The organism is Streptomyces sp. NPDC030814 (genome assembly GCF_055572155.1).
This window is the reverse complement of record NZ_JBVIDX010000036.1, coordinates 1-26,109: the sequence shown is the minus strand read 5'-3', so window position 1 is coordinate 26,109 and position 26,109 is coordinate 1. Positions and strand designations below refer to the sequence as shown.

At 67.6% G+C, this 26,109-nt stretch carries 22 protein-coding genes and 4 pseudogenes; 16 read left to right on the top strand and 10 right to left on the bottom strand.

From position 1 onward, the window contains the following. Positions 1-123: 123 nt before the first annotated feature. Positions 124-417, bottom strand: a complete 294-nt coding sequence (locus ACZ43N_RS39720; RefSeq protein WP_468104325.1) for a VOC family protein — start codon at positions 415-417, stop codon at positions 124-126. Between ACZ43N_RS39720 and ACZ43N_RS39715 the strand changes: the two are divergent. Beyond that, positions 379-837: pseudogene (locus tag ACZ43N_RS39715) on the top strand (ATP-binding protein); the annotation flags it as partial. The gene ACZ43N_RS39720 and the pseudogene ACZ43N_RS39715 overlap by 39 nt on opposite strands. Positions 838-905: 68 nt before the next feature. Beyond that, complete coding sequence (locus tag ACZ43N_RS39710) at positions 906-2,165, top strand: acyl-CoA thioesterase/bile acid-CoA:amino acid N-acyltransferase family protein (protein ID WP_468104323.1); 1,260 nt, start codon at positions 906-908, stop codon at positions 2,163-2,165. A gap of 700 nt (positions 2,166-2,865) precedes the next feature. On the opposite strand, the pseudogene ACZ43N_RS39705 reads toward ACZ43N_RS39710, so the two are convergent. The 3 genes and pseudogenes from ACZ43N_RS39705 to ACZ43N_RS39695 form a co-directional block, all read right to left on the bottom strand. Then, positions 2,866-3,601, bottom strand: a pseudogene (locus tag ACZ43N_RS39705) (transposase). Positions 3,602-3,686: 85 nt separating this feature from the next. Next, positions 3,687-4,454, bottom strand: a complete 768-nt coding sequence (locus ACZ43N_RS39700) for a hypothetical protein (protein ID WP_468104321.1) — start codon at positions 4,452-4,454, stop codon at positions 3,687-3,689. Between the two features lie 60 nt (positions 4,455-4,514). After that, positions 4,515-5,753 (bottom strand): IS110 family RNA-guided transposase, encoded by a 1,239-nt coding sequence (locus ACZ43N_RS39695; RefSeq protein ID WP_468104319.1) that lies wholly within the window; start codon positions 5,751-5,753, stop codon positions 4,515-4,517. A gap of 573 nt (positions 5,754-6,326) precedes the next feature. Between ACZ43N_RS39695 and ACZ43N_RS39690 the strand changes: the two genes are divergently transcribed. From ACZ43N_RS39690 to ACZ43N_RS39680, 3 genes and pseudogenes are all read left to right on the top strand, one after another. Beyond that, positions 6,327-6,527: a type II toxin-antitoxin system VapB family antitoxin gene (locus ACZ43N_RS39690; RefSeq protein ID WP_356935954.1), complete on the top strand. Its 201-nt coding sequence runs from the start codon at positions 6,327-6,329 to the stop codon at positions 6,525-6,527. Positions 6,528-6,813: 286 nt separating this feature from the next. Further along, positions 6,814-8,424: an IS1182 family transposase gene (locus ACZ43N_RS39685; protein WP_468104317.1), complete on the top strand. Its 1,611-nt coding sequence runs from the start codon at positions 6,814-6,816 to the stop codon at positions 8,422-8,424. A gap of 49 nt (positions 8,425-8,473) precedes the next feature. Next, positions 8,474-8,563: pseudogene (locus tag ACZ43N_RS39680) on the top strand (transposase); the annotation flags it as partial. Between the two features lie 517 nt (positions 8,564-9,080). Here ACZ43N_RS39680 and ACZ43N_RS39675 read toward each other — a convergent pair. Continuing rightward, positions 9,081-9,587: a DinB family protein gene (locus ACZ43N_RS39675; RefSeq protein WP_468104315.1), complete on the bottom strand. Its 507-nt coding sequence runs from the start codon at positions 9,585-9,587 to the stop codon at positions 9,081-9,083. A gap of 123 nt (positions 9,588-9,710) precedes the next feature. Between ACZ43N_RS39675 and ACZ43N_RS39670 the strand changes: the two genes are divergently transcribed. The 6 genes from ACZ43N_RS39670 to ACZ43N_RS39645 all read left to right on the top strand — a co-directional run bounded on the left by ACZ43N_RS39670 (position 9,711) and on the right by ACZ43N_RS39645 (position 16,370). After that, on the top strand, positions 9,711-10,082 hold the full coding sequence (locus ACZ43N_RS39670; protein ID WP_468104313.1) for an acyl-CoA thioesterase/BAAT N-terminal domain-containing protein: 372 nt from the start codon (positions 9,711-9,713) through the stop codon (positions 10,080-10,082). A 106-nt stretch (positions 10,083-10,188) separates the two neighbouring features. Continuing rightward, a complete protein-coding gene (locus tag ACZ43N_RS39665; RefSeq protein ID WP_468104312.1) occupies positions 10,189-11,952 on the top strand; it encodes a hydroxysqualene dehydroxylase in 1,764 nt (587 codons plus the stop codon). A 6-nt stretch (positions 11,953-11,958) separates the two neighbouring features. Further along, entirely contained in the window at positions 11,959-12,483 is a 525-nt protein-coding gene (locus tag ACZ43N_RS39660) for an FG-GAP repeat domain-containing protein (protein WP_468104311.1), read from the top strand. A gap of 1,528 nt (positions 12,484-14,011) precedes the next feature. Beyond that, positions 14,012-14,854 (top strand): hypothetical protein, encoded by an 843-nt coding sequence (locus ACZ43N_RS39655; protein ID WP_468104309.1) that lies wholly within the window; start codon positions 14,012-14,014, stop codon positions 14,852-14,854. A gap of 150 nt (positions 14,855-15,004) precedes the next feature. Further along, positions 15,005-15,856 (top strand): transposase, encoded by an 852-nt coding sequence (locus ACZ43N_RS39650; RefSeq protein WP_468104308.1) that lies wholly within the window; start codon positions 15,005-15,007, stop codon positions 15,854-15,856. Between the two features lie 94 nt (positions 15,857-15,950). After that, positions 15,951-16,370, top strand: coding sequence for a hypothetical protein (locus ACZ43N_RS39645; RefSeq protein ID WP_468104306.1), 420 nt, complete (start codon positions 15,951-15,953; stop codon positions 16,368-16,370). A 101-nt stretch (positions 16,371-16,471) separates the two neighbouring features. On the opposite strand, the pseudogene ACZ43N_RS39640 reads toward ACZ43N_RS39645, so the two are convergent. The 3 genes and pseudogenes from ACZ43N_RS39640 to ACZ43N_RS39630 all read right to left on the bottom strand — a co-directional run. After that, positions 16,472-16,627: pseudogene (locus ACZ43N_RS39640) on the bottom strand (IS701 family transposase); the annotation flags it as partial. Positions 16,628-16,690: 63 nt separating this feature from the next. Then, positions 16,691-17,044: a hypothetical protein gene (locus ACZ43N_RS39635; RefSeq protein ID WP_468104304.1), complete on the bottom strand. Its 354-nt coding sequence runs from the start codon at positions 17,042-17,044 to the stop codon at positions 16,691-16,693. Between the two features lie 533 nt (positions 17,045-17,577). Continuing rightward, the gene (locus ACZ43N_RS39630) at positions 17,578-17,760 is read right to left on the bottom strand and encodes a hypothetical protein (RefSeq protein ID WP_468104303.1); all 183 of its coding nucleotides are present in this window, start codon (positions 17,758-17,760) and stop codon (positions 17,578-17,580) included. Between the two features lie 404 nt (positions 17,761-18,164). On the opposite strand from ACZ43N_RS39630, the gene ACZ43N_RS39625 reads away from it, so the two are divergent. From ACZ43N_RS39625 to ACZ43N_RS39615, 3 genes are all read left to right on the top strand, one after another. Continuing rightward, positions 18,165-18,326, top strand: coding sequence for a hypothetical protein (locus ACZ43N_RS39625; protein WP_468104302.1), 162 nt, complete (start codon positions 18,165-18,167; stop codon positions 18,324-18,326). A 211-nt stretch (positions 18,327-18,537) separates the two neighbouring features. Next, positions 18,538-19,815 (top strand): DUF418 domain-containing protein, encoded by a 1,278-nt coding sequence (locus tag ACZ43N_RS39620; protein ID WP_468104300.1) that lies wholly within the window; start codon positions 18,538-18,540, stop codon positions 19,813-19,815. 1,267 nt (positions 19,816-21,082) lie between these two features. Then, a complete protein-coding gene (locus ACZ43N_RS39615) occupies positions 21,083-22,378 on the top strand; it encodes a DUF418 domain-containing protein (protein WP_468104298.1) in 1,296 nt (431 codons plus the stop codon). 49 nt (positions 22,379-22,427) lie between these two features. Here ACZ43N_RS39615 and ACZ43N_RS39610 read toward each other — a convergent pair whose 3' ends face one another. Both ACZ43N_RS39610 and ACZ43N_RS39605 read right to left on the bottom strand, forming a co-directional pair. Then, positions 22,428-22,766, bottom strand: a complete 339-nt coding sequence (locus tag ACZ43N_RS39610; RefSeq protein ID WP_468104297.1) for a hypothetical protein — start codon at positions 22,764-22,766, stop codon at positions 22,428-22,430. Positions 22,767-23,427: 661 nt separating this feature from the next. Beyond that, positions 23,428-24,639: a DUF418 domain-containing protein gene (locus ACZ43N_RS39605; protein ID WP_468104295.1), complete on the bottom strand. Its 1,212-nt coding sequence runs from the start codon at positions 24,637-24,639 to the stop codon at positions 23,428-23,430. 200 nt (positions 24,640-24,839) lie between these two features. Between ACZ43N_RS39605 and ACZ43N_RS39600 the strand changes: the two genes are divergently transcribed. Together ACZ43N_RS39600 and ACZ43N_RS39595 are read left to right on the top strand one after the other, a co-directional pair. Further along, entirely contained in the window at positions 24,840-25,499 is a 660-nt protein-coding gene (locus tag ACZ43N_RS39600) for a response regulator (RefSeq protein WP_468104363.1), read from the top strand. Further along, positions 25,496-26,109: histidine kinase (locus ACZ43N_RS39595; protein WP_468104293.1), on the top strand; the 614-nt coding region annotated here is incomplete at its 3' end. The genes ACZ43N_RS39600 and ACZ43N_RS39595, both read left to right, overlap by 4 nt.

The following is a 26,109-nucleotide window of genomic DNA, read 5'->3' as shown; positions in this document are numbered from 1 at the left end:
GGTCTTGCAGTCCCGCATCACCTCGACCCTCAGGGGCGCACGCGTGGGGCACTCGTCGTCCTCTCGAAGTCAGACGACGGCAGGCGCGACACCTATCGTGCGCGTCTGCCGCATTGCGGCCTTTCAGTCCCGCGGTGCGACGCGGATACGGTTCCCGTCAGGATCGGCTGCGAGGAAGGTCAGCCCGAACCCCGCATCATGAGGCTCGCGCAGGATCGTGACCCCGTTGGACTTCCACTGCTCAAAGATCGCGTTGAGCTCGTCGGGTCCACCGTCGATGGCCAGGCAAACCTCGCTGGTGCGCGGGACGTCCGGTGACAGATCCTCGAACTGGCCGGACCACAGACCGAGGTCAGCGCCTGGCCCGAGGTCGAAAGGCTCTGCCTGATCGGCGGCTCCGGCACGGGCAAGTCCCATCTGCTGATCGCGCTCGGCACCGAGGCCGCCATGGCGGGCTTCCGCGTCCGCTACACCCTCACCACCAAGCTGGTCAACGAGCTGGTCGAGGCTGCGGACGAGAAGGTTCTGACCAAGACCATCGCCTGCTACGGACGCGTTGATCTCCTCTGCATAGATGAACTCGGCTACATGGAGCTGGACCGCAGGGGCGCTGAGCTGTTGTTCCAGGTGCTCACCGAACGCGAGGAGAAGAACAGCGTCGCCATAGCCTCCAACGAGTCGTTCGGCGGGTGGACCAGGACGTTCACCGATCCGCGACTCTGCGCGGCCCTCGTCGACCGCCTCACCTTCGGCGGGAACATCATTGAGACCGGCACCGACTCCTACCAACTCGCCAGCGCCCGGGCCGCCCGAGCCCAGGATGCCGTCGTGACCTGACCTCGGAAGGTCACTGTGCTTATCTCTCCCCCTTCCCTGCGAAGACATCGGACGATCACACTGCACCCATGCAGAGGGCGAGAAGAACCGCGGCCTACGCGGCAGCATTAGCACTGATCCTGCTGGCCACCACAGGCTGCTCCGGAGGCCGAGAACCGAATGTCACACACAGCCGGACGGCCACCCTCCACCTGGACAAGCCGGTCGGCCTGGCGGACGAGCCGGTGCACACTCGGATCAGCGGGCTCACCCCCGGCGAGGAAATCACGGTCACGGCACGCGCCACCGACGCCGACGGCATGACCTGGACGGGGCGCGCCGTCTTTAATGCCGACGATGAGGGCATCGTAGATCTGGATCGTGCCGAGCCCAGGACAGGGACCTATCGGGGAGCAGACGGCATGGGTCTGTTCTGGTCCATGACCCCGGCCAAGAGCAATCCCGACAAGAGCTGGTTCCGCACCGACGACCCGCAAGAGGTCTCCTCCTACCAGGTACGCCTCGCGGTCCAAGCAGGCAGCCGCACCATCGCGGAGCGACAGCTGACCCGCACATGGGCCATGAGCGGGGTGCACCGCAAGGAGCTCACCGTGGCCCGCGACAAGCTGCGCGGGGAACTCTTCCTACCTCCCTCGCGCGGGCCTCGGCGTGCGCCGGTCCTGCTCCTCGGGGGCTCGGAGGGCGGCCTCGGCTCCCCGCTCGCAGGGACCCTGCTGGCCTCCCGCGGCCACCCCACCCTGGCCCTGTGCTACTTCGACTGCCAGGGACGGCCCAAGAACCTCGCCGACATCTCCCTGGAGTACTTCGCCACCGCCGCCCGGCTTCTGCGCAACCTGCCGCAGGCCGATGCTCAGCGTCTCGTGGTGATCGGTGGCTCCCGCGGCTCCGAAGCAGCCCAGCTGATGGCCCAGTACTATCCGGACCTCGTCCGCGATGCCGTGGTCTACATGCCTAACCGCAACACCAACCGAGCCTTTTACCGCGACTGCTCCAGCTGCGGGCGAGGACAGGCCGCATGGACCAAGAACGGCAAGGACCTGCAGCTCATCCCCATCCCGCTTGACCACGTACGAGGCACCGTGCTGGCCATCGCCGGCGGCGACGACCCGGTGTGGGGCTCGCTCCCGTCCGCCGAAGCGATCGCACAAGAACGCAACGCGACCGGACACAAGCACAAGGCCCTGCTCTACCCAAAGGCCGGACACGACGTCGCGGACTTCCCCTACCTCCCCGGCGGCGGAGGCAGCCACCTGGGCGGAACCCGCACAGCGAACGCCCGTGCGAAGGCGGACAGTTGGCCACACGTGCTCCGGCTCCTCGGACCGTGAACTACAACTGTTGGTAGCGTTTCAACGAAGTAGGCCAGCAACGCGCGTTGCCAGTTCTCGTCGATACTTCCGAGCTTCGCGATCGCTAAGTGTTGCCCGAAACCGTCGATAAACGTTGTCGACTTCCGCCTATAGAGCCAGTAACCCGGTCGTCGACGATGCTCGGCGGTTCACCCAGCAGAATCTTGAGAACGAGCGGAATCGTCGTCAGGCTCGGCTCTACCGCGATGATGACGGCGATAAGACTTCAGGGACTGATCCAGCATTGGACTGGGACCTTCCAGGCCGCATAGGCGCAATATAAGAGGAGACGGGAAACGGGTTCGGAAAGTGAATTGGAAGAACTCATCAGCTGGACCCGACGTGATCTGGCGCGCCTCAGGGACAAAAGGCAGGAAAAATGGCGTCGAGATGAAGTGACCGGGTTCATCGATCGTGAAATAGCCGAGAAGGAAAGCCGCCTTGAGAATTACGAACAGAGGCTTCGGGGCATGCGCTACGGTTACCGTCCGCCGCCCAGCGACCCGAATTCCATAGCAAACCAGGCCCGCAGGCACGCCGCTGAGATAGATGAGGCAAGTCGCGAAATCAGGAGACGCCCGTAGAGCCCTCCGTAGAGGGCAAGACCCGATGGCGCCGATCTAAAGGGCTGTCCCGTAAATGATCTGTGGCATGCCGATTGACCAGCGTTGTTTCTCGGTCATCCGGTCACGGTGAGGTTGTGCAGGCGGGCGATGCCGAGCATCGCGTGGTGGACGCCGTCGCCTTTGAGGCGGCAGTCACGCAGGATCTTCCAGGTCTTCATACGGGCGAAGGTGTGCTCGACACGGGCGCGGACCTTGCGGTGGGAAGCGTTGTGCTCCTCCTTCCAGGCCGGGAGTTCGCCCTGGCCGGGCTCGCGGCGGTGCGGGATGACCAGGCACGGTGCCCCGGTAGCCACCGTCCGCGATCACTGTGGTCCTGCCGACGGCGTCTTTCGCACCGGACAGTTCCCACGCCTTGCAGTCGTTGCGGTTGCCGGGCACCGGCCGGCCGACAGCGACGACGAACCGGGTGTCGGCATCGATGACGACCTGGTGATTGGTCGAGTACCGGTAGTTCTTCGACTGCTCGGCGACGGTGTGGTCACGCGTGGGCACCAGTGTGCCGTCTACGATCAGCACGGTGTCCCTGCGGAACCGCTTGCGGGGCTGTAGTGCCAGCAACGGCCCAAGGTGGTCGACGACGCGGTCGGCGGCCGACTTCGAGATGCCGAACAGCGGGGCGAGCTGCCGCAGGGTGAGGTTCGTGCGCCAGTACGCGGCGACCAGTAGAATCCTGTCCTCTATCGGCAGGCTCCATGGCCTGCCCTTGCGGACGGAGTCCGCGCCTTCACGCCGCAGCGCGGTGATCAGCTTGCCGAACTGATGCGGGCTCAGCCCGGTGAACGGGGCTATCCAGACACCTCACGGTGCCAAGCCGTCAAGTCGGGACAGCGGGCACGAGCTCACTGTTCGATTTTGAGGGCCCTGCCGGTGGTCATCAGAAAGCGTCCTTGGTGTGGCCGCGGGCGAAGTCCCATGGGGCGGGTGCATTGGCGGCCGCGTACTCGTCTGCGATGCCGAAGACGCTCCCGCATCCTGGGCATTCCGCCTGACCGAACAGGTGCGTCAGGCCCCAGGCGAGCCGTTGCTGGCCATCCCGTACGGCCGACTCGTGCAACATCCTCCCGATGCCTGTCAGCTCGTGCGGGACGGCCGGCCGGAGCGGGACCTGGTCGACATCCCCCAGATTCCAGTCCCGGATCGAGGAGTAACAACCGTAGTCGCCGACCGCGATCGTCACCGGTGCGTCGCAGTGCGGACAAGCGACAGAGACGAAGGAATCGGTGAAGTCGTCCAGGGCCTCGAACCACAAGATCTGGCCGTCGAACGCGAGCATGGCCCGCAGCCGGCTCAGGTAGATCTTTCCGTCCAGACCAGACCGCAGCCGGGCGGCGGCCATGACGTGAAGCTCGGCCAAGGTCGCCGCACAGCGAGCGACTTCTTCGTCGGCGCCGTGATGTTGAAGGAGGCCACCCGCTATGGCTCCGGCCAGATCGAGCGCCCAGTCCCCGGCGTCCTCGGTCTTCGCGATGTCCGCCAGCTGCGGCAGTGCGGCGATGCTCGCCGGGGTGATCGTCCCCTGGTGGCACAAGCGCCCCCAAAGCCGGTCGATGGCCTCCTGGTCACGACCGATGGCTCGGTCCAGCAGCCCGGGGATCTCGTGTACCGGGCCGTAGGCGTCGTGGAGTGTGGACCAGTCGATCATCCGGTGATTCAAACACGCTGCGGAGCGACCTCCGCGGGGCGGAGTCGTGAGCGGGATCACCTACGCGACCGCCAGTGCTGGGGCCTGCGGGGCCGGGAACGCGGTGTGCTCATCGAACAGGCGGCGGTTCTTGAGGCAGTGGTGGAGCTGGCCCAGCATCCTGTTGAACAGACTGCGCTGGCCAGCGGCGTGCCAGTCTCCGTGGTCGTCACGTCGCCGCCGGTAGTGGGCTTTGGCACCGGGCGACGCAGTGATCGCCGAGAACGCCCAGAGGTAGCCCGCGTGGTTGAGCCGGTCGTTCTTCACCCATCGTCTGGTGATGCTGGACTTCTTGCCGGAGGCCCAGGTGACGGGCGAGGCGCCCGCGTAGGCCTTCAGGCCGCGGGCGTCCGCGAAACGGGCGCGGTCGTCTCCGATTTCGGCCAGCACCCGGGCGGCAAGCTGGATACCGAGGCCGGGGAAACTGAGGATGATTTCGGAGTCCGGGTGCTGCGGGAACGCCTCGTCGACGGCCTGGGCGAGGTCCGCGGCGGCGATGCAGGCGGCCGTGAGCTGTCCGAGTAGCGCGAGCGCCTGCTTGCCGAGCGCGTCCTCGACAAGCTCGGGCTGACGGGCCCAGTCGGTGCGGAATGCCTCACGCAGCCGCGCGACGTCCGACTCGATGCCGCGCTTGCGGCCCGCACGCTTGAGAGCCGCCGTGATCTGGGTGCGAGTCAGGCTCGCCGCCTTGGCCGGTGTCGGCGCGAGATTCATCAGCTCGCGGGCCTCCGGTCGGCACAAACCGTTGTCCCACTTGGCGAAGGCCTCCAGAGCGGCGGGGTAGTACTTGCGCAGCAGCGAGCGGAGCTGGTTGGCGACCTGCTGCCGGTTCCAGACCGCGTCCTGCTGAGCGCGGGCCAGTACGGCGATGGCGCGGGCCAGGTCGCTGTCGTTCGGCAGCGGCCGGTGGGCATGCATATCCGTGCGCAGGATGTTCGCCAGGACCAGGGCGTCGCCGAGGTCGGACTTCTTGCGGGAGACCGCGTGCCGGTCGCGGTAGCGGGCGGCAGCCATCGGGTTGATCGCGAACACCTTCCGCCTGCCTGCCCGCAGCACCGCGACCAGCAGACCGCGAGAGGTCTCGATCGCAACCGGAATCGAGGTCTCCTCCGTGTCGCCGTACTCGGCGAGCAGATCCATCAGGCTCCTGTATCCGGCCGCGTCGTCGGTGATGTGTCGCTTCGCAAGTAGCTGGCCGGTGTCGTCGACCAAGGCAACGTCGTGTGTCCTCTCGGCCCAGTCGATGCCGCAGTAGATCAAATCTTTCCTCCCCAGAGGTGCGGTGTTTGCGCTGTTTGCGAGCGCACGCGGGCCACACAGCGACCTAATTCCAGGACTCGACCATCCGGTCCGCCGCCACCTCACTAGCCGTTCGTGGCACCAGCGCACCCCACGGGCCCCGGTCTCCTCGGGAGCTCTGACGGCTCTGGAGTATCAGGAGGTCACCGTGCAGCGGGCTCGCACCACCAACACCAACGAGTGATCAAGCGGCCAGTATTGACGGTGGCGGCCTCGAAGACACCGAGCGCCGCCGCTCTGGATAAAGGGATCGAGTGCCCACACGGCTCCAGGCGTACGTTCGGTGCCCGCGAGGCTGCCACCGCCTGCACTGTGGAAGGCAGGGATGAGTGAAGGGCTTCAGTCCCCGCCGCTCGAACGGACTGGTGGCTCCCCCGCTTCCCGTTACCAAGGAATTAGGACGGCTCCGAAGCCGTGATCACACCAGCCACAGCAAGATCATCCCACCGGGGCCTTCACTGAGATCGAATCTTGAGCGCAAGCTACGGAACCCTGAGCAGCTAGAGTGCGGATGCGACGCGATGAGGGGGCACGGTGGCCAAGGTCAATATCAGTCTCGACGCCGAACTTGTAGTGGAAGTGATGGTCCTGGCGGGGATCGGATCGCCTCAGGACGCGATCGAGGCGATCGTGCGGGACTACATCGCCCGTGGCCACCGTACGGAGGCCCGCACCGAACTCAAGGACCAAAGTCTGCGCGAGCTCGACGTCAAGCCGCAGGAGCCGCAAGGCTGAGCCCTGCCCCGTGCCGCCGCTGAAACCGCCAGGCGACGCATCCAAGAGTCCGCCGGCACAGACGGCGAACGGCAATTACGGGACAGCCCTTAGCTTGACTCTGTCGGGGATCTTAGAGTTTCCCGGTGCGACAGCAAGATCGACGGGCATGCTCGGGTAGTTCCGCCGACCGATACAGCTGTCGAGGTGCTCGTTGTCCCTTCGTCCCCGTTCCGGTGAGCAGGTCCCGTCTCTGACTGCGCAGGTTGCGCGGGCGAGCAACCCGGGCGGTACGACGGCGATATGGGTGCGGGACCACCTCGACGGGCTGTGGTGCGACGAGGACTTCACCGACTGGTACCCCAGGGACGGACGTCCCGGGCTCTCACCCGCTCAACTGGCCACCGTCTGTGTGCTGCAGTTCCTGCTCGGTCTGTCGGACCGGCAGGCCGCCGAGTCGGTCCGCTGCCGCATCGACTTCAAGTACGCGATGGCCATGGAGCTGGACGATCCCGGCTTCCACCACAGCGTGCTGGCCGACTTCCGCGACCGTCTCGCCGAGGACGGCCGTGCCGACCACCTCCTCGACCTCGCTCTGGCCCGTCTCAAGGAGGCCGGGCTGGTGCGCGAGCGCACCACACAGCGCACCGACTCCACCCACGTCCTGGCCGCGGTGCGTGACCTGACCCGCCTGGAGCTGATCACCGAAGCGGTCCGCGCCGCACTCGAAGAAGTCGCCGGCACGTCCGCGCACCTGCTCGACGGGCTGGTCGATGAGGACTGGGGGCTGCGCTACGGCCGGCCGGTCCGCCTGGGCAAAAACCCCACCAAGCCCAAGACCAGGATCCTCGCCACCGGAAACGACGCCGTCCGGCTCCTGGAACACCTCTACCGGCACGGAGCTCACCGCATGTCCGGTCCTCGCATCCAGGCCCTGCGGCAGATCATGGTGCAGAACTACCACCGTGACGCCACAGGACACCTGCGCTGGCGCACCGCCGAGAAGGAAGGCGGACCCGGGTTGCCGCCCTCGTCGCGGGCAATCGTCTCGCCCTATGACACCTCCGCCCGCTACGCACGGCATGGGCACATCATCAGCTGGAAGGGATTCGTCGCTCATCTGACCGAGACCTGCGCTGCCGACGGGCCCAAGGTGATCACGGATGTCGCCACCACCGCGGCCACCACCCACGACAGTCAGGTCCTGCCCGGCATCCACACCCGCCTGGCTCGTCGCGGGCTACTGCCGGCCGAGCACCTGGTCGATGCCGGCTACACCTCCCTGCCTCACCTGGAACAAGCTGCCCGTGAACACCAGGTCACCGTCTCCGGGCCGCTGAAGAGCAACCCCACCCGCCAGCACCGCCGGAGCGAGGGCTTCGCCCGGGACGACTTCCATATCGACTTCGATCGTCAGCAGGTCACTTGCCCCCAGGGGCAGGTCAGCGCGGGCTGGCACGGCCCCTACCCGACGTCCTCGCCCACCGCGGCCCCGCTGATCGTGGCACGGTTCACCAAAAGCCAGTGCCGTCCCTGCCCAGCTCGCGCCCAGTGCACCAGCACCGCCGACAGCGCCCGCACCGTGGGATTTCCCACGCGCGAACTCCGTGACCTGCAACTCCGTGTCCGCGCCGAGCAGCAGACGCCCGAGTGGAAAGCCCGATACGCGGTCCGCTCCGGAGTGGAGGGCACGGTCAACGAGTTCACCCACGGACACGGCATGCGGCGCTGCCACTACCGAGGACAGGGCAAGGCCCCACGTCCAGCACGTCCTGACGGCCATCGCCGTCAACATCGAGCGCCTCAGCGGACTGTCACCGGCCGAGGAAGCCCCCACGCCCCGCCGACCGACTGCTTTCCAGAACTACCTCGACCAGCGCGCGATCCCTCGCCCGAAGTCCTGGCGAACCCTGGGTAGTTGACCTCGGCGGCTACAAGATCCCCGACAGAGTCAAGTTAGGGTGCCATGGCGGGATCTACCTGAGCGTTTCGGTCCGTGGAAGACGGTGTACGAACGGCACAGACGTTGGTCGGCGGACGGCACATGGGACGGGATCTTCGCTGCCGTCCTGGCCGACGCGACGCGGACGGCCGGATCGACGGGTCGATGGTGAGCCTCGATTCGACCTGAGGGCGGACGCCGCCGCCTGGCCCTGCTGATCACTCCGGGCGAGTGGGGCGACGCTCCGCAGCTCATTCCCGTCATGGAACGCATCCGTGTTGGCCGCCTCGGTGGCAGAGACCCGCGCACGGGGCCCGACCACCCCGGCGGCGACAAAGCGTGTTCCTCCCGCCGCAACCGCCGCTACCTGCGACGACGCCAGATCAAGCACACCATCCCCGAAACGAAGAACCAGCGGGCCAACCGCCAACGAAGGGGCAGCAAGGGCGGCCGCACCCGCAGGCTTCGACAAGACGATCTGCAAGCAAAGGTACGAAGTCGAGCGGGCGATGAACACGTTGAAGTACTCCCGGGCCGTGGCCACGGGGTTTGACAAGCGCGGCTACATCTTCCACGGCGCCGTCACCGTCGCCTCGATCCGACTCTGCCTCCGCCCGTGATCTCCGCCGGATCTAATCGCCGGTCGTGCCGTCGAGCATCTCGCGCAGGATGTCCAAGTGGCCGTTGTGGCGGGCCGTCTCCTCGGTGAGGTGGAGGAGGATCCAGCGCAGGTCGACGTGGAGGCCGTTGCGGACGGCTCGCTGGGCCTGTTTGTCCAGGACGTTCCCGGCGACCAGTTCGCGGTAGCGGGAGCTCTGTTCGGCGTATTCGTCGAGCAACTGCGTGAGCGGGAAGTCGACGGCGATACGCATCTCGCGGTCGAGGTCCTCCTCGGTCCAGGGGCCCCGGTCTTCCTCGCCGAGGAAGACGACTTGGAACCAGTAGTACTCGACCCAGCGGAGGTGGTTGATCACTCCACTCATGGTCATCAGTGGTGAGCTCGGCAGGAGCGACTTGCGTGCGTTCTCCGCAGTGACACCACTGCACTTGGCGCGGGCGGTGTCACGTGCGTAGTCGAGAAACGTGGTGAGCTGAGTGCGCTCGTCCCACGCAAGCGGCGTGTCATCGATTCTGGTCATCGCGCGAAGCGTCCCCGATCACCGCGCCCGATGTCGAGGTATTTATCGACGGACTCAACCTGCTCCGCCCAGTTCCTTGTCTGGCGGGTCGCTACAGCGATTCAGCGCCGGTGGGCCGCCGGCATGATCCGGCGGACAGGCCCTGGTGACCTGAGTTGGAGGATCGGCGGGCTCGCCTCTGGGGAGGAAATCACCGTCACAGCACGCGCCACCGACGCCGACGCCGACGCCGACGCCGACAGCATGACCTGGACGGAGCGCGCCGTCCTTAACGCCGACGACAAGGGCATCGTAGATCTGGGTCATGCCGAGCCCAAGGCAGCAACCTGTCGAGGAGCCGACGGGATGGGTCTGTTCTGGTCCATGACCCCCGCCAACGGCGATCCCGCCAAGAGCTGGTTCCGCACGAACAACCGGCAGGAGGCGTCCTCCCACCAGGTGCGCCTCGCGGTCGAAGCAGGCAGCCGCACTGGCCTGAATACCGCCGCCAAGTGATGCGGCATCAAGTCAAAGTCACGGAAGTCGCATCGGCCGTCTTCCGGGACTGCGGCCTCGCCCATATCCTCGTGCGGCCGATGTTACCGAGGGTAAAGGGGTGGCGATGAGCGGCACGACGCGCAGAGGGTTCCTGGGTGCGGCCGCGGCCGCCGGCGGCGGGGTCGCCCTCGGCACCCCCCAGTCGGCTTCGGCCGAAAATGGCGCGGGAGCGCAGACCGTGGCCGTATTGGGCGGGGGCGTCGCCGGGCTCACCGCCGCGCATGAACTCGCCGAGCGCGGCTTCCGGGTCACGGTCTACGAACGCAAGGCGCTGGGCGGCAAGGCCCGCAGCATCGACGTACCGGGCAGCGGCACGGGTGGCCGCCGTCCCCTGCCTGGGGAGCACGGCTTCCGCTTCATCCCCGGCATTTACCACAACCTGCCTGACACCATGCGGCGCATTCCGTTCCCCGGCAACCCAGGTGGCGTCCACGACAACCTCGTCGCCCCCAAGGAGATGCTGTTCGCGCGGTCGGGCGGCCGCGAGGACATCCGGATCCCCTTGCCCTGGCCCGGCAACACCCCGGCCGAACTCACCCCCGACGAGCTCCGCCGCGCCTTCACCGCAGTCCTGGACACGGCCTTCAATCTCCCCCTCCACGAGGCCCTCTACTTCGCCAACCGCCTTCTGGTTTTCCTCACCAGCTGCGACGAGCGCCGCGACGACGTATGGGAGCGAACGCCGTGGTGGGAGTTCGTACGGGCCGGACGGATGTCCTACGACTACCAGCGGATCCTCGCCGTCGGCATCACCCGCAACATCGTGGCCACCAAGGCGGAGGAGGCCAGCACCCGTACGGTCGCCACCTTGCTGGAGGCCTTCGCCTTCAACCTCCTCGGGCGCGGGGCGGACGGACCACTGGACCGGATCCTCAACGCGCCCACGAATGAGGCCTGGATCGACCCCTGGGTGACGTACCTGAGGTCACTCGGGGTCGAGTTCCGCGTCGGCTGGACCGTACGGGACCTGGTGCTGAGCGAGGGGGCGATCGCCGGAGCTGTCGTGGAGGACTCGACTGGCACTCGCCGGACCGTCACCGCCGATCACTACATATCGGCGATGCCGGTCGAGCACGCCCGCCGCACGTGGAACTCCGCCTTACGGGCCGCCGACCCTCAACTGGCTGAGTGCGACCGGCTGGAGACGGACTGGATGACCGGCATCCAGTTCTATTTGACCGAGCGTACGCCGATCCTGCACGGCCACCTCGACCTCATCGACTCCCCGTGGTCGCTGACCGCGATCGCCCAAGCCCAGCACTGGCCGAGCCACGACTTCCCCGCCGACTTCGGCGACGGCACGGTCGCGGACTGCCTCTCCGTGGACGTCTCCGAGTGGGACCGCCCGGGCATCCTGTACGGCAAGACGGCCAAGCAATGCACCCGTACCGAAGTCGCCCGCGAGGTGTGGGCACAGTTGAAGGCGGCTCTCAACGACAGTGGACGCACGGTTCTCAAGGACTCCGTGCTGCACTCCTGGTTCCTGGACCCGGCTGTGGACGGTCTCGGCACGCCACACCCTGCCAACGAGGAACAGCTGCTCATCCATCCGGTGGGGACCCTCCACCACCGCCCCCGGTCGGCCACGAAGATCCCCAACTTCTTCCTGGCCGGCGACTACGTGGCCGTTCCCATCGACCTCGCCACCATGGAGGGCGCCAACTCCTCGGCCCGGCAGGCCGTCAACGCCCTGCTGGAACGGACCGGCTCGACCGCAGAGCGGTGCACCGTGACTTCCTTGTACCGGGCCCCCGAGTTGGAGGCGCTCAAGCGGCACGACCGTACCCGCTACCTCCTCCGACTGCCGAACATCTTCGACGTCGGCTGAAAGCCGTTGCCGCCACCGCACCGCCCGGGACAGCGCCGCGCTGTCCCGGCCGTCGACGACAACCCGGCTCCGGGCGAGAACGACGGCCGGTACAACGGCACGTTCACCGTCCTGTGGGCCTCGAAGTCCGGCCTGGCAACGGGTAGTTGCTTCCACCACCCGCAGTACCGCGACCGCGGCTTCGTGTACGACATCGCCGTCGGCGACTTCGACAAGGACGGCAAGCAGGATGTCGTCGCGGTCGACGGCCGGAACATCTGGTATCTGCGGGGCCCGTTCACCCAGTCCGGCAAGCGAGGCAAGGCGACCAACCTCGACCCCGCCGACGGCGAACACATCGAGTCGTACGCCGTGGTGTCCGGGGAGGTCAACAGGGACGGCACGGCCGATTCGCTGGGCTCGGCCGGGACCGGGACGCCCACGGCTCCGGCAAGCAGGGCGACGGCGTCTGGTTCCACCAGGGCGCCTCCGGCATCCCCGAAACGAACCAAGAAGATGCCCCTGCTCTGCGGTGCCAAGCCAACCTACTGACGGAGGCGAGCGCCACCATCACCGACTTCGACCGGAACGGCTACGGCGACCTCACGCTCGTCAGCCGCCGCTCTGGCAAGGGCGGCACGATGTACGTCTTCCCCGGCACATCCACCGGCCCCGGCCGCTCGCCTCAACGGATCACCCAGGCGACGTCCGGGATGCCCGGCTCGCCGGACTCCTCCGACACCTTCGGCCCAGCGACGTGCCGGCCGGCGACACCAAAGGCGACGGCTCCCCGATCTCGCGATCGGCGTCCCGGGCGAGGCGATCGGCAACAGCCTCTTCCGTATGGGCGGTGTCATGGTCTGCGCGGCGGCAAGTCGGGCCTCACCGGCCAGAACGCCCGCGTGTACAACTACGCCACGGCCGGTGTCGAGGGCGAGCCGGACGAGCGGAACGACGCCTGGCTCGGGGAGTCGCTCCTCCCGCGGGACTTGACCCGCGACGGCCGGGCTGAGTTCGTCGCCGCTGCCCCCGAAGCGGGCCGTCTGCACATCTTCCCCCGGTACCTCCTCGGGTCCCACAGGCAAGGGCTCGCTCCTCCTCGACACCAAGAACCTGAACCTCGCCCCCCTCGCCAATTTCTTGGCCACTGCCGGACTGACCACCCACCGCCCTCGGTGATCCCTCCTCCTTCGATCACCGTCCTTGAGTACTCCCGCCGGTACGGCGAAGCAACCACCTTCAAGCGAGTGAGCGAGACCGGGCACCGCAAGGAACGACCACTGTGGGCGCTCACTCCCACTACCGCTGCCGCCGCTTTCCACGCGTGGAAGTGGGCTGGGGGCCCCGAAGACCTGAGTCCTCTTCCAGCACCTGGAGCCCGCGATCGACTTGGAGCCCGCGATCACCTTCGGCCGGGCGGCGGATGTCCGCCTGCGACATCTGCGGCTACGGCGTCTATGAAGCGGCCCGCGAGATCCGCTCCGCCCCCCTCCGAATCGGACCAGAAGATCATCATGCTGTACGTCACCCGGCCCTACCCTCGACCGTCTCCCCGGCAACGACGAGATCTTCGCTCGGTGGACGGGCGCCATCCGCCTTGAGTCGACGCACTACGAAAGCGGCACATGACGGACAAGGTTTGAGGGCTCGGCATGCGGACGTACCCCATCCCGGGGCGGCGCGACGAGGAGCCGGCCGGTCGGCGCTGAAGCCCGGCCATCCGCTGATCGGACCAACGGCGCACTCCGACGCCGGGCCGCCTCCCATCAGCTCTGGCAGAGTCGATGAAGGATCAGGAATCCGTGGTCGACGGTGCCCAAACCTCAGTGAACTGGGGAGATGACATGAGTGACGCGGGAGACGGCCCATGCCCGAACGTGGATGGGACCGCCGACAACCAGACTGCGCCCCATACGCCTGCGGGACCGGCAGGACCTACCGCAACACAGGTCACCGGTCCGCGGCGGCCCAGGCCGCCGTCCTGGTGCGCGCTGATCACGGGCCTGCTGAGCGTCCTCGCAATGGCTACGATCATGGTCACGTCAGAGAAGGAGGGCGGCATTGCCGCCGTCCCGCCCACATGAGACAGCCCGAGCAGCACGCCGAGGGCGCCGGCCCCTTCGTCACGCGGCTCACCTGGCAGCCGCCCGGCGGCGGTACCGCGGTCTGGGAATCCCGGCTCGCCCGGCGCCGCGGACTCATTACTGTCCACCCTCCCGGAGCGGCTGCCGCCCATCACGCCAGCGCCGACGACACCGCCCTCGCCCGGCTGCGCAGGCTCAACGCGATCGCCGCCACCGCCTTTGTCCTCGGCGGAGCGCTCTTCGCTGCGGGTGCCGCCGTCGCCCAGTTCAGCTCCGCCGACGCCACCACCTGCGCGTCGATCTACTTCGTCGGCGGCCTGTGCTTCAACACCGGCGGCTGCGTGTCCCTGCTCCAGGTGATCAACGCGCCTCGCCACGTGCCAGGGGGCAAAGGCGCCCTGGTCACCCAGCGCTGGCAATGGTGGAGCTACGAGCCAGGGCGGGCCGACTGGCTGAGCACGTTCATTCTGTTCGCCGGCACCCTGGTGTTCGCCGTCAACCTTCTCGACTCCTTCCTGCAAGGTCTGACCGTGCAACAGATCAACCGTCTGATCTGGGCGCCCGACGTGATCGGCTGCGTACTCTTCCTTATCTCCGGGCACCTTGCCGTCGTCGAGATCTGCCACGGTCGGCCGCGCCTGCTGCCGCACGACCTCGGCTGGTGGATCGTCGCCGTGAACCAACTCGGCTCAGTCCTCTTCATGGTCTCGGCACTCGCCGCCTACAGTCGCCCAGCCACCGGCGAGTTGATGAACGCGGACATCGCCAACTGGGGCACCCTCACCGGCGCCCTCTGCTTCTCAGCCGGCGGTCTCCTCCAGCTTTTCGAACAACCCTAAGAGATGTCCGGTAAGTGAGGTGCAGCGGTCGGCTCGCTTCAGAGGAAGCACAGCGGTGCGTTCTTCTCGATGCAGAGCCGCAGGACGGCCGCCAGGTGGCGGCTGCATGACCCACCGTCCAACCCTTCCCACCACACGACCGGCATCCTGATGATCACCAAGCTGAGCACGTGCATCCGTACCTGGCTGAGCACTTCAACGAGTACGACCATTGTGGACGATGACCTTTGGGCGTTGATGGAGCCGTTACTGCCGCCCTGGCCGCAGAAGGCACCCGGGCCGAAGCCGGTGGATGACCGGTTGTGCCTTCTGGGCATCGTGCACGAGCTCTACAACGACGTCAGCCTGCAACTGCTGCCGCTGGAGCTGGGGTTCAGGTCCGGAGAGACCTGCTGGCGCCGACTGGGCCGGTGTCACGCTGCCGGCGTCTTCGAGGAGCTGTATCGCGTTCTGCTCGTCGAGTTGCACGCGGCCGACGTGCTGGAGTTGTTCAAGGTCATCACCACCGCGACCGATATCAACGACGTCACCCAGACGCTGGCGCTTGTCGACGGCATTCCGCCCGTCACTGGGAAGCCGGGCCCTCCGCGCAGGCGGCCCGACGCTCTTCTGGGCAACAAGGGCTACAACAGCAACCCCAACCGGCGCGGGTTGCACAGGCGCCACATCCTGCGGGTGATCTCCCGCAAGAGCGCCCCCCACTATCAAGGACGTGGGCAAGCTTCGCTACGTCGTCGAGCAGACCTTCTCGCTCCTGCGCCACTTCAAGCGCCTGGCCGTCCGCTGGGAACGCCGTCCCGACCTGCACGACACCCTCGCTCACTCGCCCGCGGCCTCGTGTTGGAGACGCTTCAAGAAGGTCCGTCCGTGATCGCGTCACCAGCTCCTAGGGCACCCATCATCGGCCTTCCCCCCTCCCCCCGGAACCTCCGGCGCTGCCGTCCGCAGATCTTCCGATCGCGCCGTAAAATGTGCAAAGTACTCTTCCATAACAGATCCTGATCGATGACACCGGCCGTTCCCTTGCAGGACCCTTCGCTCACCTACTCCGACAACCGGCACATCCTGAGGATCATCATCAAACGCCGAGGTTGACATGACTGACGGAGAAACATTTTTCAGTGACATTGGCGAAATCCTTGGACATCGGCACCGAATTTCTGGCCTGGATTCGAAGTCCGGCACATTCGAACTGTACGATGAGGATCGAACAGTTCGTGTCACATTAGAGTTGGATCTTCTCGCGGAATTCTTCAATCAGCTCGATGAGCATGACATCCCTGGCCTTTCCCGCTCGCCGCAGAACACGCAGGATCGAGTGCGGGCGAAGCGCATCGCCATGTGGATCGAGGAAATCTTCGAATCAGACATCTCATTGTCGCTTCTCGAGATCCGACTCGACCGGTCGACTGATGGCCGGATTTCACTTGTCGATCGAAACGGCCCCGCGCGGAGATCATTCCCTCCGGCCAATACGGAGGCCCGCTATTGGTCGGCCGACCGGCCTGGTGACTGATCGGTACCTATTCGTCTCGAGAGCGCTGGTGGATCCACAGGCTGATGTCCACCGATACTGCCGTCACCACCTCCAGCTGCCCAAAGGCCGTGGCGATCAGGGAGCGAACGCCGGCGCCCACCTCGTACGCGGGCAATGCCACCGTCGGCTACGCTCGCTCCCTTGGCCCGCTGGTCCTTCCGCGGCACCGAGGCGAACACATCCACCACGAACAACGCCAACTTCGCCCGAACTCGGTTCACTTCATGTGCGTCCACCCAACGCAACATGCTCCCGGACAGAGCCGACGGGAAGACCTAACGGAGTCCTATCAGAGCGATTTACCGCCTACAGATCGCGCTGCTGGGATATGTGGTGATGACGCGGCCGTCGTAGGCGCTGTAGATCATCTTGAAGCGCTGCTGCCATACCAAGCGGCCATTACGGTCGTGAAGATACAGCATCCGATCTCGGCAGCCATCAGTCCCCTCAACGATGACGTGGTCGGGGTCTGTGGCGTTGTAGTGGATGGCCCAGTGCACCAGATCGCTCCAGTTGAGCCCGCCCGCCCTGGCCAAGCCTTGGAACTGGTCGTAGTGCCTGTTCTTGATGTGACGATAACCCCAGCTGGCGTTGCCACAGTTCAACGGGAAGCTACCGAATTGGTAGACCAGCTTTTGTTCACTGGTCGACACTCCGCACGCACCCCAGTTGGGTCTAGGTCCCAGCTTTTCTGCATGCGCAGGTGTCGCTATTGTCAGTCCAAAACCGAGGGCGAGAACGAGGGCAAGCAGCCCACTGCGTAACTTCTTCAATTTGGACATCCTTTGACGGATGGAGACAATCAAGCCCCTGCGGCAAGATGGACTGGGATTAGAAGTGGGTGTCGGGTTGGATGTGCCCTTGCAGTGGCCCACTCAGAGAGCGTGTCCTGACCCCGGCTGCGAGTGATTTCCACCTTCGCGCGTCTCGCGCAATGTTTGCCAGAATGCGAAACAAAGCACCCCCCGTGCCTAACGTACGCCACCCCAGTTGCCCCGCGCCGAAGATATCACTGGGGAAAATGTCGGACAAGGATTAGGACTGTAAAACGAGGCGTGTAACTCTCGATCACCGGCCTGGCCGGGATCGACGTGCCGCACGACCGCACCGCCGGCTTCGAGCCCAAGATCGTGACGCCGAGCGCATGGGGCCGGACGAGCAATTCCACCCAGGCTCCTTCACGCCCTCACCCCAGGCCGCCGCCCCCGACGGCACCGGCTCCTGCACGGATCGAGCCCTGCTTGTTGAGCGTCTGGCCCTCAGCCTCCGCGGAAACGTCCATTGTGAAGAACAGCCAAGCAGCCAACGCATCGCGGCAGAGCTCGCCCAACATGCAGATCAGCCGGAACACGGCCATCTGCCTGTCCACCGGCAGACCTGCCCTGGATCAAACCGGAGTGACCGTCCGGGGCTCAGTCATGCACCACGACGCCGGGACCGAACTCCCCCATCTGTGCGACCAGTCGGGCGATCGCCTCATCGAGGGACATGTCGCCGAACCGGGGCGTCCGGGCGCCGACAAGTCGTTACAGGCGTCACCGTAGCCGAGCGTCCGCGGTGGGCCGGCGCCGTGGACGCTCCAGGCGCGAAGGCGCCGAACAGGTGAGTGGAGTGTTGGTCGTCGTCCGGCGTCATCCGCGCGCCTCGCCGTCGGCCGGCACCCTCGCGGCCGGCCCTTCGTCGGCATCGGTGCTGTCGTTGCGGAGGGTGTTCCAGTCGAAGACGAGTCGGCTGGCGGTCTTGTCCACCACGGGCAGCGTATGGCCGTCGGTGGTGGCGACGGCACCGGCCCTGGTCCTGCTGCCCGGCCCGGCCTGGGGGTGGTGGCCCTCGGTGAGCATCGAGTACGTGGCCTTCGCCGTGAACGTCGTGCTGCTGTTCGCCTGGGGCCTGTTCGCGGCCCGCGCCGCCGGTCGCACGTGGGACTCCGCCTGAAGATCGGCATGGTGGACGCGTTGCTCGGCTGGCGGTCGTCGTGGCGAACGCCGTCATCAAATAGAGGAAGTGTGCCGGCCGGGCCCGCCAGCCTGTCGGCGCGGCGCGGCGCGGTTCCGCCGGTCGGCGGTACAGTCCCGGCCGGTCGGCGGGGGTGTCACCGAAGCCTGTCGGATGGTCCTCTTCCTGACGGCATCGAAGGATCCTGCGCATGACACAGATAAAGCCGCCGCAGGAGGAATCGGCTACGCAGGAGCACTCCCCTCCACCGCCGCAGGCCTCGTCCGAATCCGGCGGGCAGGTCTCGGGCGGCCCTTCGATGGGGCGCCTGGTCGGGGTGGATCTGGCCCGTGCGCTGGCGGTGTTCGGCATGTACATCGTGCACATCGCCCCGATGGACTCCCCCCAGGGCAGCGTCGGCAGTTGGGTGTACTTCCTGGCCGAGGGACGCTCCTCGGCCCTGTTCGCCACCCTCGCCGGGTTCTCGCTGATGCTGATCGCCGGCCGCCGTGAGCCGAAGACCGGCCTGGCGGGCCGACAGGCGAAAGCCCGCATCGCGATCCGCGCCGTGATCCTGCTGGCCCTGGGCACCGTGCTGGCGATGGAGTACGGGGACATCATCATCCTCGCCTACTACGGCGTCTACTTCCTCCTCGCACTGCTCCTGGTACGACTGAGCGCCAGGACACTGGCGCTCATCGCGGCCGGGATCGCGCTCGTCATGCCACAGTTGGCGTTCGTTTTGAAGATGTGGCTGAGTGACTCCGTCCAGCAGAGCATCAACGCCTACGACCCGCTGGAACGGCTCAGCACCGTGGGAGTACTCGATCTGCTGCTGACGGGCCTCTACCCGACCATCACGTGGATGGCGTTCGTGACCACCGGCATGGCTCTGGCCCGCCTCGACCTGTCCGCCCCCGTCGTCCGGCGGCGCCTGGCCGTCCTCGGTGCCGGTCTCGCCGCAGCCGCCTACGGCCTGGCCACGCTGCTGACCGGCGCGAGCGCGGTATGGAACGTCGGCGGAGGTGGGGGACCCTCCAGCGGCTCCGGTGCGGGCTCCATGGGCAGCGGCTCCGCGGTCTCCGGCTCCATGGGCAGTGCACCCGGCGGGCCCGAGCTGTCGGCCTCGGACCTGCTGGGCGCCGTGTCCCACACCGGCACCACCTTCGACACCATCGGCTGCGCGGGCATCGCGATCCTCGTGATCGTGGCCGCGACGGCGGCGATGGACCGCCTGCCGCGACTGCGCCGCCTGGCGAAGCCGGTCATCGCCGTGGGCACCATGTCCCTGACCGCCTACGTGGGCCACTTCCTCGCACAGTCCGCGTGGCCCGCTTCCGGCGCTGGCACCACGACGTCCTGGGTACCCGTGCTCACGTACATCCTGACAGCGATCGTGTTCGCCACGATCTGGTCTCGCTTCTTCCGCCGCGGCCCTCTGGAGTATCTGCTCAACGCCGCCACCAAACCCGCCAAGTACATCCGCTGATGTTCGGTCGGGGTGGCTCGGCTTCCTGCCCCACCCCGGGCTGCACGGCCCGCTCGGCCCGCTCGGGGTAGCCCTTGCGGGCCTCGGTAGTGGACCTGGCCGGCTGATCTCAGCTCCGTCTGTCGCCGACCTGCCGTCCGCGGCGCGGCCCGGGCAGTGGCCGGCCATGCCTGGGCCAGGGGCCGGGACATGGCCCCCGGGGCGGGGTTGGGCGCTGGCCAAGGCGCGACTGCCGCCGATGCGGCTGAGGCCACGACGGATACACCCAGGTTGGTGAACCACGGAGTTGGCGGCCAAATGCCTCTCGCCGCCTCATCTGGTCGAAGGAGCAGCGGCGGTTGCCCACACGTGGCGAGGCTGGTGATCTCCGCCGAGGTCGTAACTCGCGGTGAAACGCAGAGCGCCCGTACTCGACGGAGGTCGGCTGAGCCAGGCTGCGACGTCGTCCCCCTTCCCGGATGAACACAGGAATCCATATCAGCGGCGACTGCGTGGGCGTGTGAGGGAGCCGAAGGTGGTGGGGGACGTCACCGGACCGCAGCAGGGTCACCGGACCGCAGCAGGGCCCCATACCTCTGGCTGCCCCGCCCACGCGGAGCGGACCAGCGACAGTAGCCGGTCCTCGCCAGCCACGCGCAGCGGCCGGCCACGTGTGGGTGTGCAGCACAGGGTAGTCAAGTCAGAAGCACTCCACGCTCAGCGAACGTAGTTGGCGTTCAGCCGCCGCCACAGCGCGGCGCGTGCCCGGGGGGCGTTGCAGTACGCCATCGGGAGCGTTGGCGCCTCTTCGGCCTCCCGGGTGGCCACGGGAAGGTGAGCAGACCGCCCTCCGCGTCCCGAACGACGTGTCCGGACGCGCGAAGCTCGTGATAGGTGTCGCCGCCGCGGGGCCGGGCCACTCGCTCTCCTCGAAACGCCAGCCGCCCGGCTCCGGCCTGCGGAAGAAGTCTCAGATGATGCCGGACAGCGGCAGTCCGCGCTCCTTGTGCTGCCCAGGGTGTCGCCGGCGGTGGTCCAGCAGTCGAGCGCATGCCCTGTCGGCGGTCCACCGGGTGGTGGCGGCGCTCGATACCCCGGGCGATACATGATCTTGTGGTCGTGAGCCTGCTGGCCCGCGGCATCCCGGTGGCTAGCCCGTCGACCACAGTCGTTCATGTAGGCCGAGACTGCCCCCCGCCGACCGGAGGGGGTCGGTGGGCCGACTGGCGGGACACCTCCTGAAGCCTGGCGGATGGTCGACCGCCCACGTCTCGGCAAGGTTGTCCCGGTGACCGAGATCGAAAGCGCCAACAAGGCGCCTGCCCAGCCCTTGGACGTACCCGAGCCTGTCACGGCGACGGAACGCCCTTCGTCGACGGCGCGGCTGGTCGGGGTGGACCTCGCCCGTGCGGTGGCCGTGTTCGGAATGTTCGCCGTGCACGTCGGCCCCTTCAATCCCTTCCCCATCTCCGGCGACAGCGTGGGCACCTGGGCCGTCTGGCTGGCGAGCGGCCGGGCCTCGGCGCTGTTCGCCACCCTCGCCGGGTTCTCGCTGGTGCTGATCGCCGGCCGTCTGGAGCCGAAGACCGGGCTGGCCGGCCGGCAGGCGAAGGTCAGGATCGTGATCCGGGCCGTGATCCTGCTGGTGGTGGGGACCGGGCTGGCGATGACCGACTTCGGCGGCGGCGTCATCATCAACTTCTACGCGGTGTACTTCCTGTTGGCCCTGCCCCTGCTGCGGTTGCGCGCCAGGGCGCTCGCGCTCATCGCGGTCGCGCTCGCGCTCGTCATGCCGCAGGTGGCGTACGCCCTGCGGGCGCTGCTCAGCGAGTCGACCGTGAGCACGATCGACTCCTACGACCCGATCGCGCGCCTCTCCGGCGTGGGTGTGTTCGACTTCCTGCTCACCGGCTTCTACCCGGCGATCACCTGGATGACTTTCGTGGTCACCGGTATGGCGCTGGGCCGGCTGGATCTGTCCTCCGGTGCGGTGCGGCGGCGGCTGGCCGTGGTCGGTCCCGCGCTGATCGCGTTCGGATACGGCGTCTCGTGGCTGGCGCTCCGGTTGACCGGCGGTGCCAGGGAGATCATGGCCGGAATGCCTGACATGAAGGACTTCGACGTCCTGAAGGACCGCACCGCCATGAAGGATCCCGGCATGGCAGAGGGGTCCTTCGACCTGCCGGTCGGCAATGGGCTGTGGGGACCCGACGCCTGGGGGCTGCTGGCGGCGGAGCCGCACAGCGGTTCCACGTTCGACCTCATCGGCTGCCTGGGAGTCGCGATCACCGTGATCCTGTGCCTGACGGTGGCCGTGGACCGGCTGCCGGTGCTGCGCCGGCTGGCAGCGCCGGTCATCGCCGTCGGCACCATGTCCCTGACGCTCTACGTGAGCCACATCCTGGTGATCCTCGCCCTGCCCGGTGAAGGGGTCACCCCACCGCAGTCCGCCTCCTTCGAGCTGCTGCTCTGCTTCGTGGTCGGGGCCACCCTGTTCGCTGGGATCTGGTCCCGCTTCTTCCGCCGCGGCCCGTTGGAGTACCTCCTCAACAGCGCCACCAAACTGGCGAACCGCGTCCGCTGACCCCAGGCGGGGGCCCCGGGAAATCCACACAGGTGGCAGCTGTCCGGCATCACCGTAGAGGGGCGGCGAGTGTGCTGTCGCCCTTGAGGACGGCCAGCACCACGCGGGCCGGAAGCCGAGATCCGAAGGCCGCGTCGGCCGCGTCGCTGGCCGCGCTGTACGCCCAGCGACGGGAGTCGAGAGCACGCTCGATGAGATCAAGACCCATCTTGGAGGTCCTCGTCTCTTCCTGCGCTCCCAGCACCCCGGCTGGGCCGAACAGGAGATCTTCGCCTACCTGTTGGTGCACCACGCCCTGCGGGACCTTGTGCACCATGCCGCACAGCAAGCGGACCATGATCCCGGCCGGGTCTCGTTCACCCGCATCCTGCGAGTCGTCCGCCGCCACGTCACTGACCAGGCGGCATTTCCCCCCTCTCGGCTGGCCCGGGCACTGGTCACGGCCCTGGATGAGATCCGCGAACGGTTCTTGTCACCCCGGCGGTTGCGCTCCAGCCCGCGCGTCATCAAACGCAGGATGTCCAACTGGAAGCTCAAACACGCCCAGCATCACAACCCACCCCGGCCGGATGCTCCCCGCGTGACCCTGGTCGGGCCGACCAAGGCCAGGCCGACCGCCGGAAAGCAACCTAATCACCGGTATTGCGTCCAGACCCGGACGGTGGTCCCCGTCGGCGGTGCCGGCACCTTTGAGATCCATTCACTTGCCGGCCGTGCCGGACCGCACGAGTGCGAATGCGGGGGCCGGGTTCCTCAGCCAACCGGCGCTGCCCGCGGCTTGGACGCCGCGGTGGAAGGCGTCGGCCATTTTCTGATAGCCCGAGTCGTTGGGATGCAGAGGGTCAGCCAGGTCTGCCGTCCAGGGACTCCCAAGGGCATTGCCGCCGACCCGGACCAGAGAGAACAGGAGCCCCTGAAGACAGGGCGCCGAAGCGTCGCCCGTTAAAGCGCCTTGAGGGCCGCCGAAGAACCACAGACTGTTCGTGAGGCTCGCAGCGCAACCGCCCCACCCGGGCGAGGGGCTCCGGGCACGCTTCTCCGGCTGCGTTTTATCGAATGCGCCGGGCGATCCCGGTCGCCTTGCCCATCAGCCATTCGAGTGGCCCGCGCTGGAAGAAGCGGGACCAGAGGGTGGCGAGGAGGGTGATGGACGCGATGAAGCCGAGCAGGACGTACAGCGGCGGGACGGCCGATTGCTCGGTGTCCAGGAGCCAGATGGCCACAATGTGGTAGACGTACGCGGTCAGTGACATCGAGCCGACCGCGATGACGGGCTTGGCCAAACGGCGCATCCTGGGGAAGGCGTCCATGGCGGCCAGGCATGCGGTGATCACCAGGATCGCCACACCCGTGGCGGCCATGATGGACAGAGTCGCCTCGCTGTGCGGGGCTGAGGCCAGCATCCCGGCTGGGGTGTCGCCGAAGATGCCGATGCTGTCGGGCGATACGGACGACACGGACGACATGCTCGCCCCCTCTTCGGCTTTCCGGACGGCTTCGGCGGCACCGGGTACAAGACGCACCGCCAGCCAGGAGCCGCCGTAGCCGGCGACGGCGAGGGCGACGCCGGTGAGGGCGAGGCGTATCCGGACGGCCGTGGCAGCCAGGTCGCAGCGGGCGACAGCCATACCGGCGATCACGAACGGGACCCAGGTCAGGGCCGGATAACCGCCCGTGAAGAACAACGAGACGAGGCCGTCGGCCTGGCCGTAGGAGAGGAACACGCGGCCGCCGACCACCGGCTTCAGCGCGTACAGCAGTTGCGGGCCCACCAGGGCCCATCCCGCGGCGACGAGCGCCAGTGGCTTGGCGCCCAGCCGGTACAGCGGCAGCACGAGCAGGAAGAACAGTCCGTAGAAGGCGAGGATCGGCACGACCGGGGTGCCGGTCATGGTCAGGGCGGTGCCCAGGGCCAGCAGGACCACGGCTCGTATGACGACCTTGGCGACGGCCTGGCGGCCGGCCAGGCCGGTCCTCGGTGTACGGCGCCCGGTGATGAGAGCGACCGCGAAGCCGGCCAGGACGGCGAACAGGGCGGAAGAGCGGCCTTGCGCCAGCTCCATCAGGAAGCCGATGACACCGCCCTGAGCCGGGGCGGGGCCCACGTGGACCGCGTACATGCCGAAGACGGCCAGGCCGCGGGCCAGGTCCAGCCCGATCAGCCGGCCAACTCGGGGCGCACCGGTCGAGGGCTCACCACGCTCACCTCCAGAAGACGGGGTAGCGGCTGGGAGCAGCTCGGAGTCCGGATGATGGGTCATGGCCCTCAGACTGGAGGCCCGGCCGATCACGGCCCATCCGGCAGAAGGCTGCCGTGGCCCTGCCGAGTGGTGGGTGCTACCCCGCCGTGTGGCTGGAGCTGCAGCTCAGCGGGCCGCCGGGACCGATCGGGGCTTTAGGGTCGAGTCGGCATGGGCCGGACGGTATGAACGAAGAGTAGGGGGAGCGCGTGATCCGGGTAGTGGTGGTGGACGACGAGGCTCTGGTCCGCTCGGGCTTCCAGCTGATTCTGGGCGCGTCCGAGGACATCGAGGTCGTCGCGACCGCGAGCGGCGGCGAAGCCGTCGAGACGTGCCGCCGGGAACGGCCCGACGTGGTGCTGCTGGACATCCGGATGCCGGACGTCGACGGGCTCACCGTGCTCCGGGAGCTGCGCACGATGCCGGACCCGCCGGTCGTGGCCATGCTGACCACGTTCGACGCCGACGAGTACATCCTGACCGCGCTGCACTCCGGCGCGGCCGGTTTCCTCCTCAAGGACACCGAGCCCGAGCAGCTCGCCCAGCTGGTGCGGACCCTGGCCGCGGGCGGTGTGGTGCTCTCGCCCAAGGCGTCGCGGACGCTGCTGCACAGCCACCCCGGCACCGGGACGGCCGTCGACGAGGAGGCGGCCCGGGTCCGGCTGCTCACCGCGCGGGAGCGCGACGTCCTCGTCCTGGTGGCGGAGGGATTGTCGAACGCCGACATCGGGGCGCGCATCCACCTGGGCGCCGGCACCGTCAAGGACCACGTCAGCGCCATCCTGACGAAGCTCCGCGTGGCGAGCCGCGTGCAGGCCGCCCTGCTGGCGCAGCGGGCCGGGCTCCTCGACGAGCGCCTGCGGTCGGAGGTCGGCGGATGAGCCGTGCACGCGCCCTGTGGCAGCGGGTTCCCGGGCCGGTCGTCGACCTCGCCCTGGTGGCCGCGGCGGCCATGGACGTACGGCTGAACAACTGGGAGCCCACGCGCCTCGAGGTCGCGCTAGCGGCTGTCGGATGCACCGCGTTGGCCTTCCGGCGCCGGTTCCCGCTCGTCGTGTTCCTGCTCACACTGCCCGTCGCGCTGATGCAGGATGTCGCCGTCGCTGTGCTCGCGGCGCTGTTCACCCTGGCCGAACGCTCCCGCAACCGCCGTCTCCTCACCGTGTGCGTAGCCCTGGCCGCCGTCGCGAGCAGCACTCCGTGGCCCCTGGCCGAGGTCGACCGGACCATGACATTGGTGTTCCTCGTGTACGGCCTGGCTACGGCCGCGGCCCCGGTCCTCTTCGGCCAGCTTCTCCAGGCACAGCGGGACCTGGCGCGGCGGTTGGCCGAGATCGAGGAGGCCCGGGAACACGAGCGGACCCTGCACGCGCAGGCCGTGCTCGCTCGCGAACGCGCCCAGCTGGCCCGTGAGATGCACGACGTGGTCTCCCACCAGGTCAGCCTGATCGCCGTACGGGCCGGGGCGTTGCAGGTCGCCGCCAAGGACGC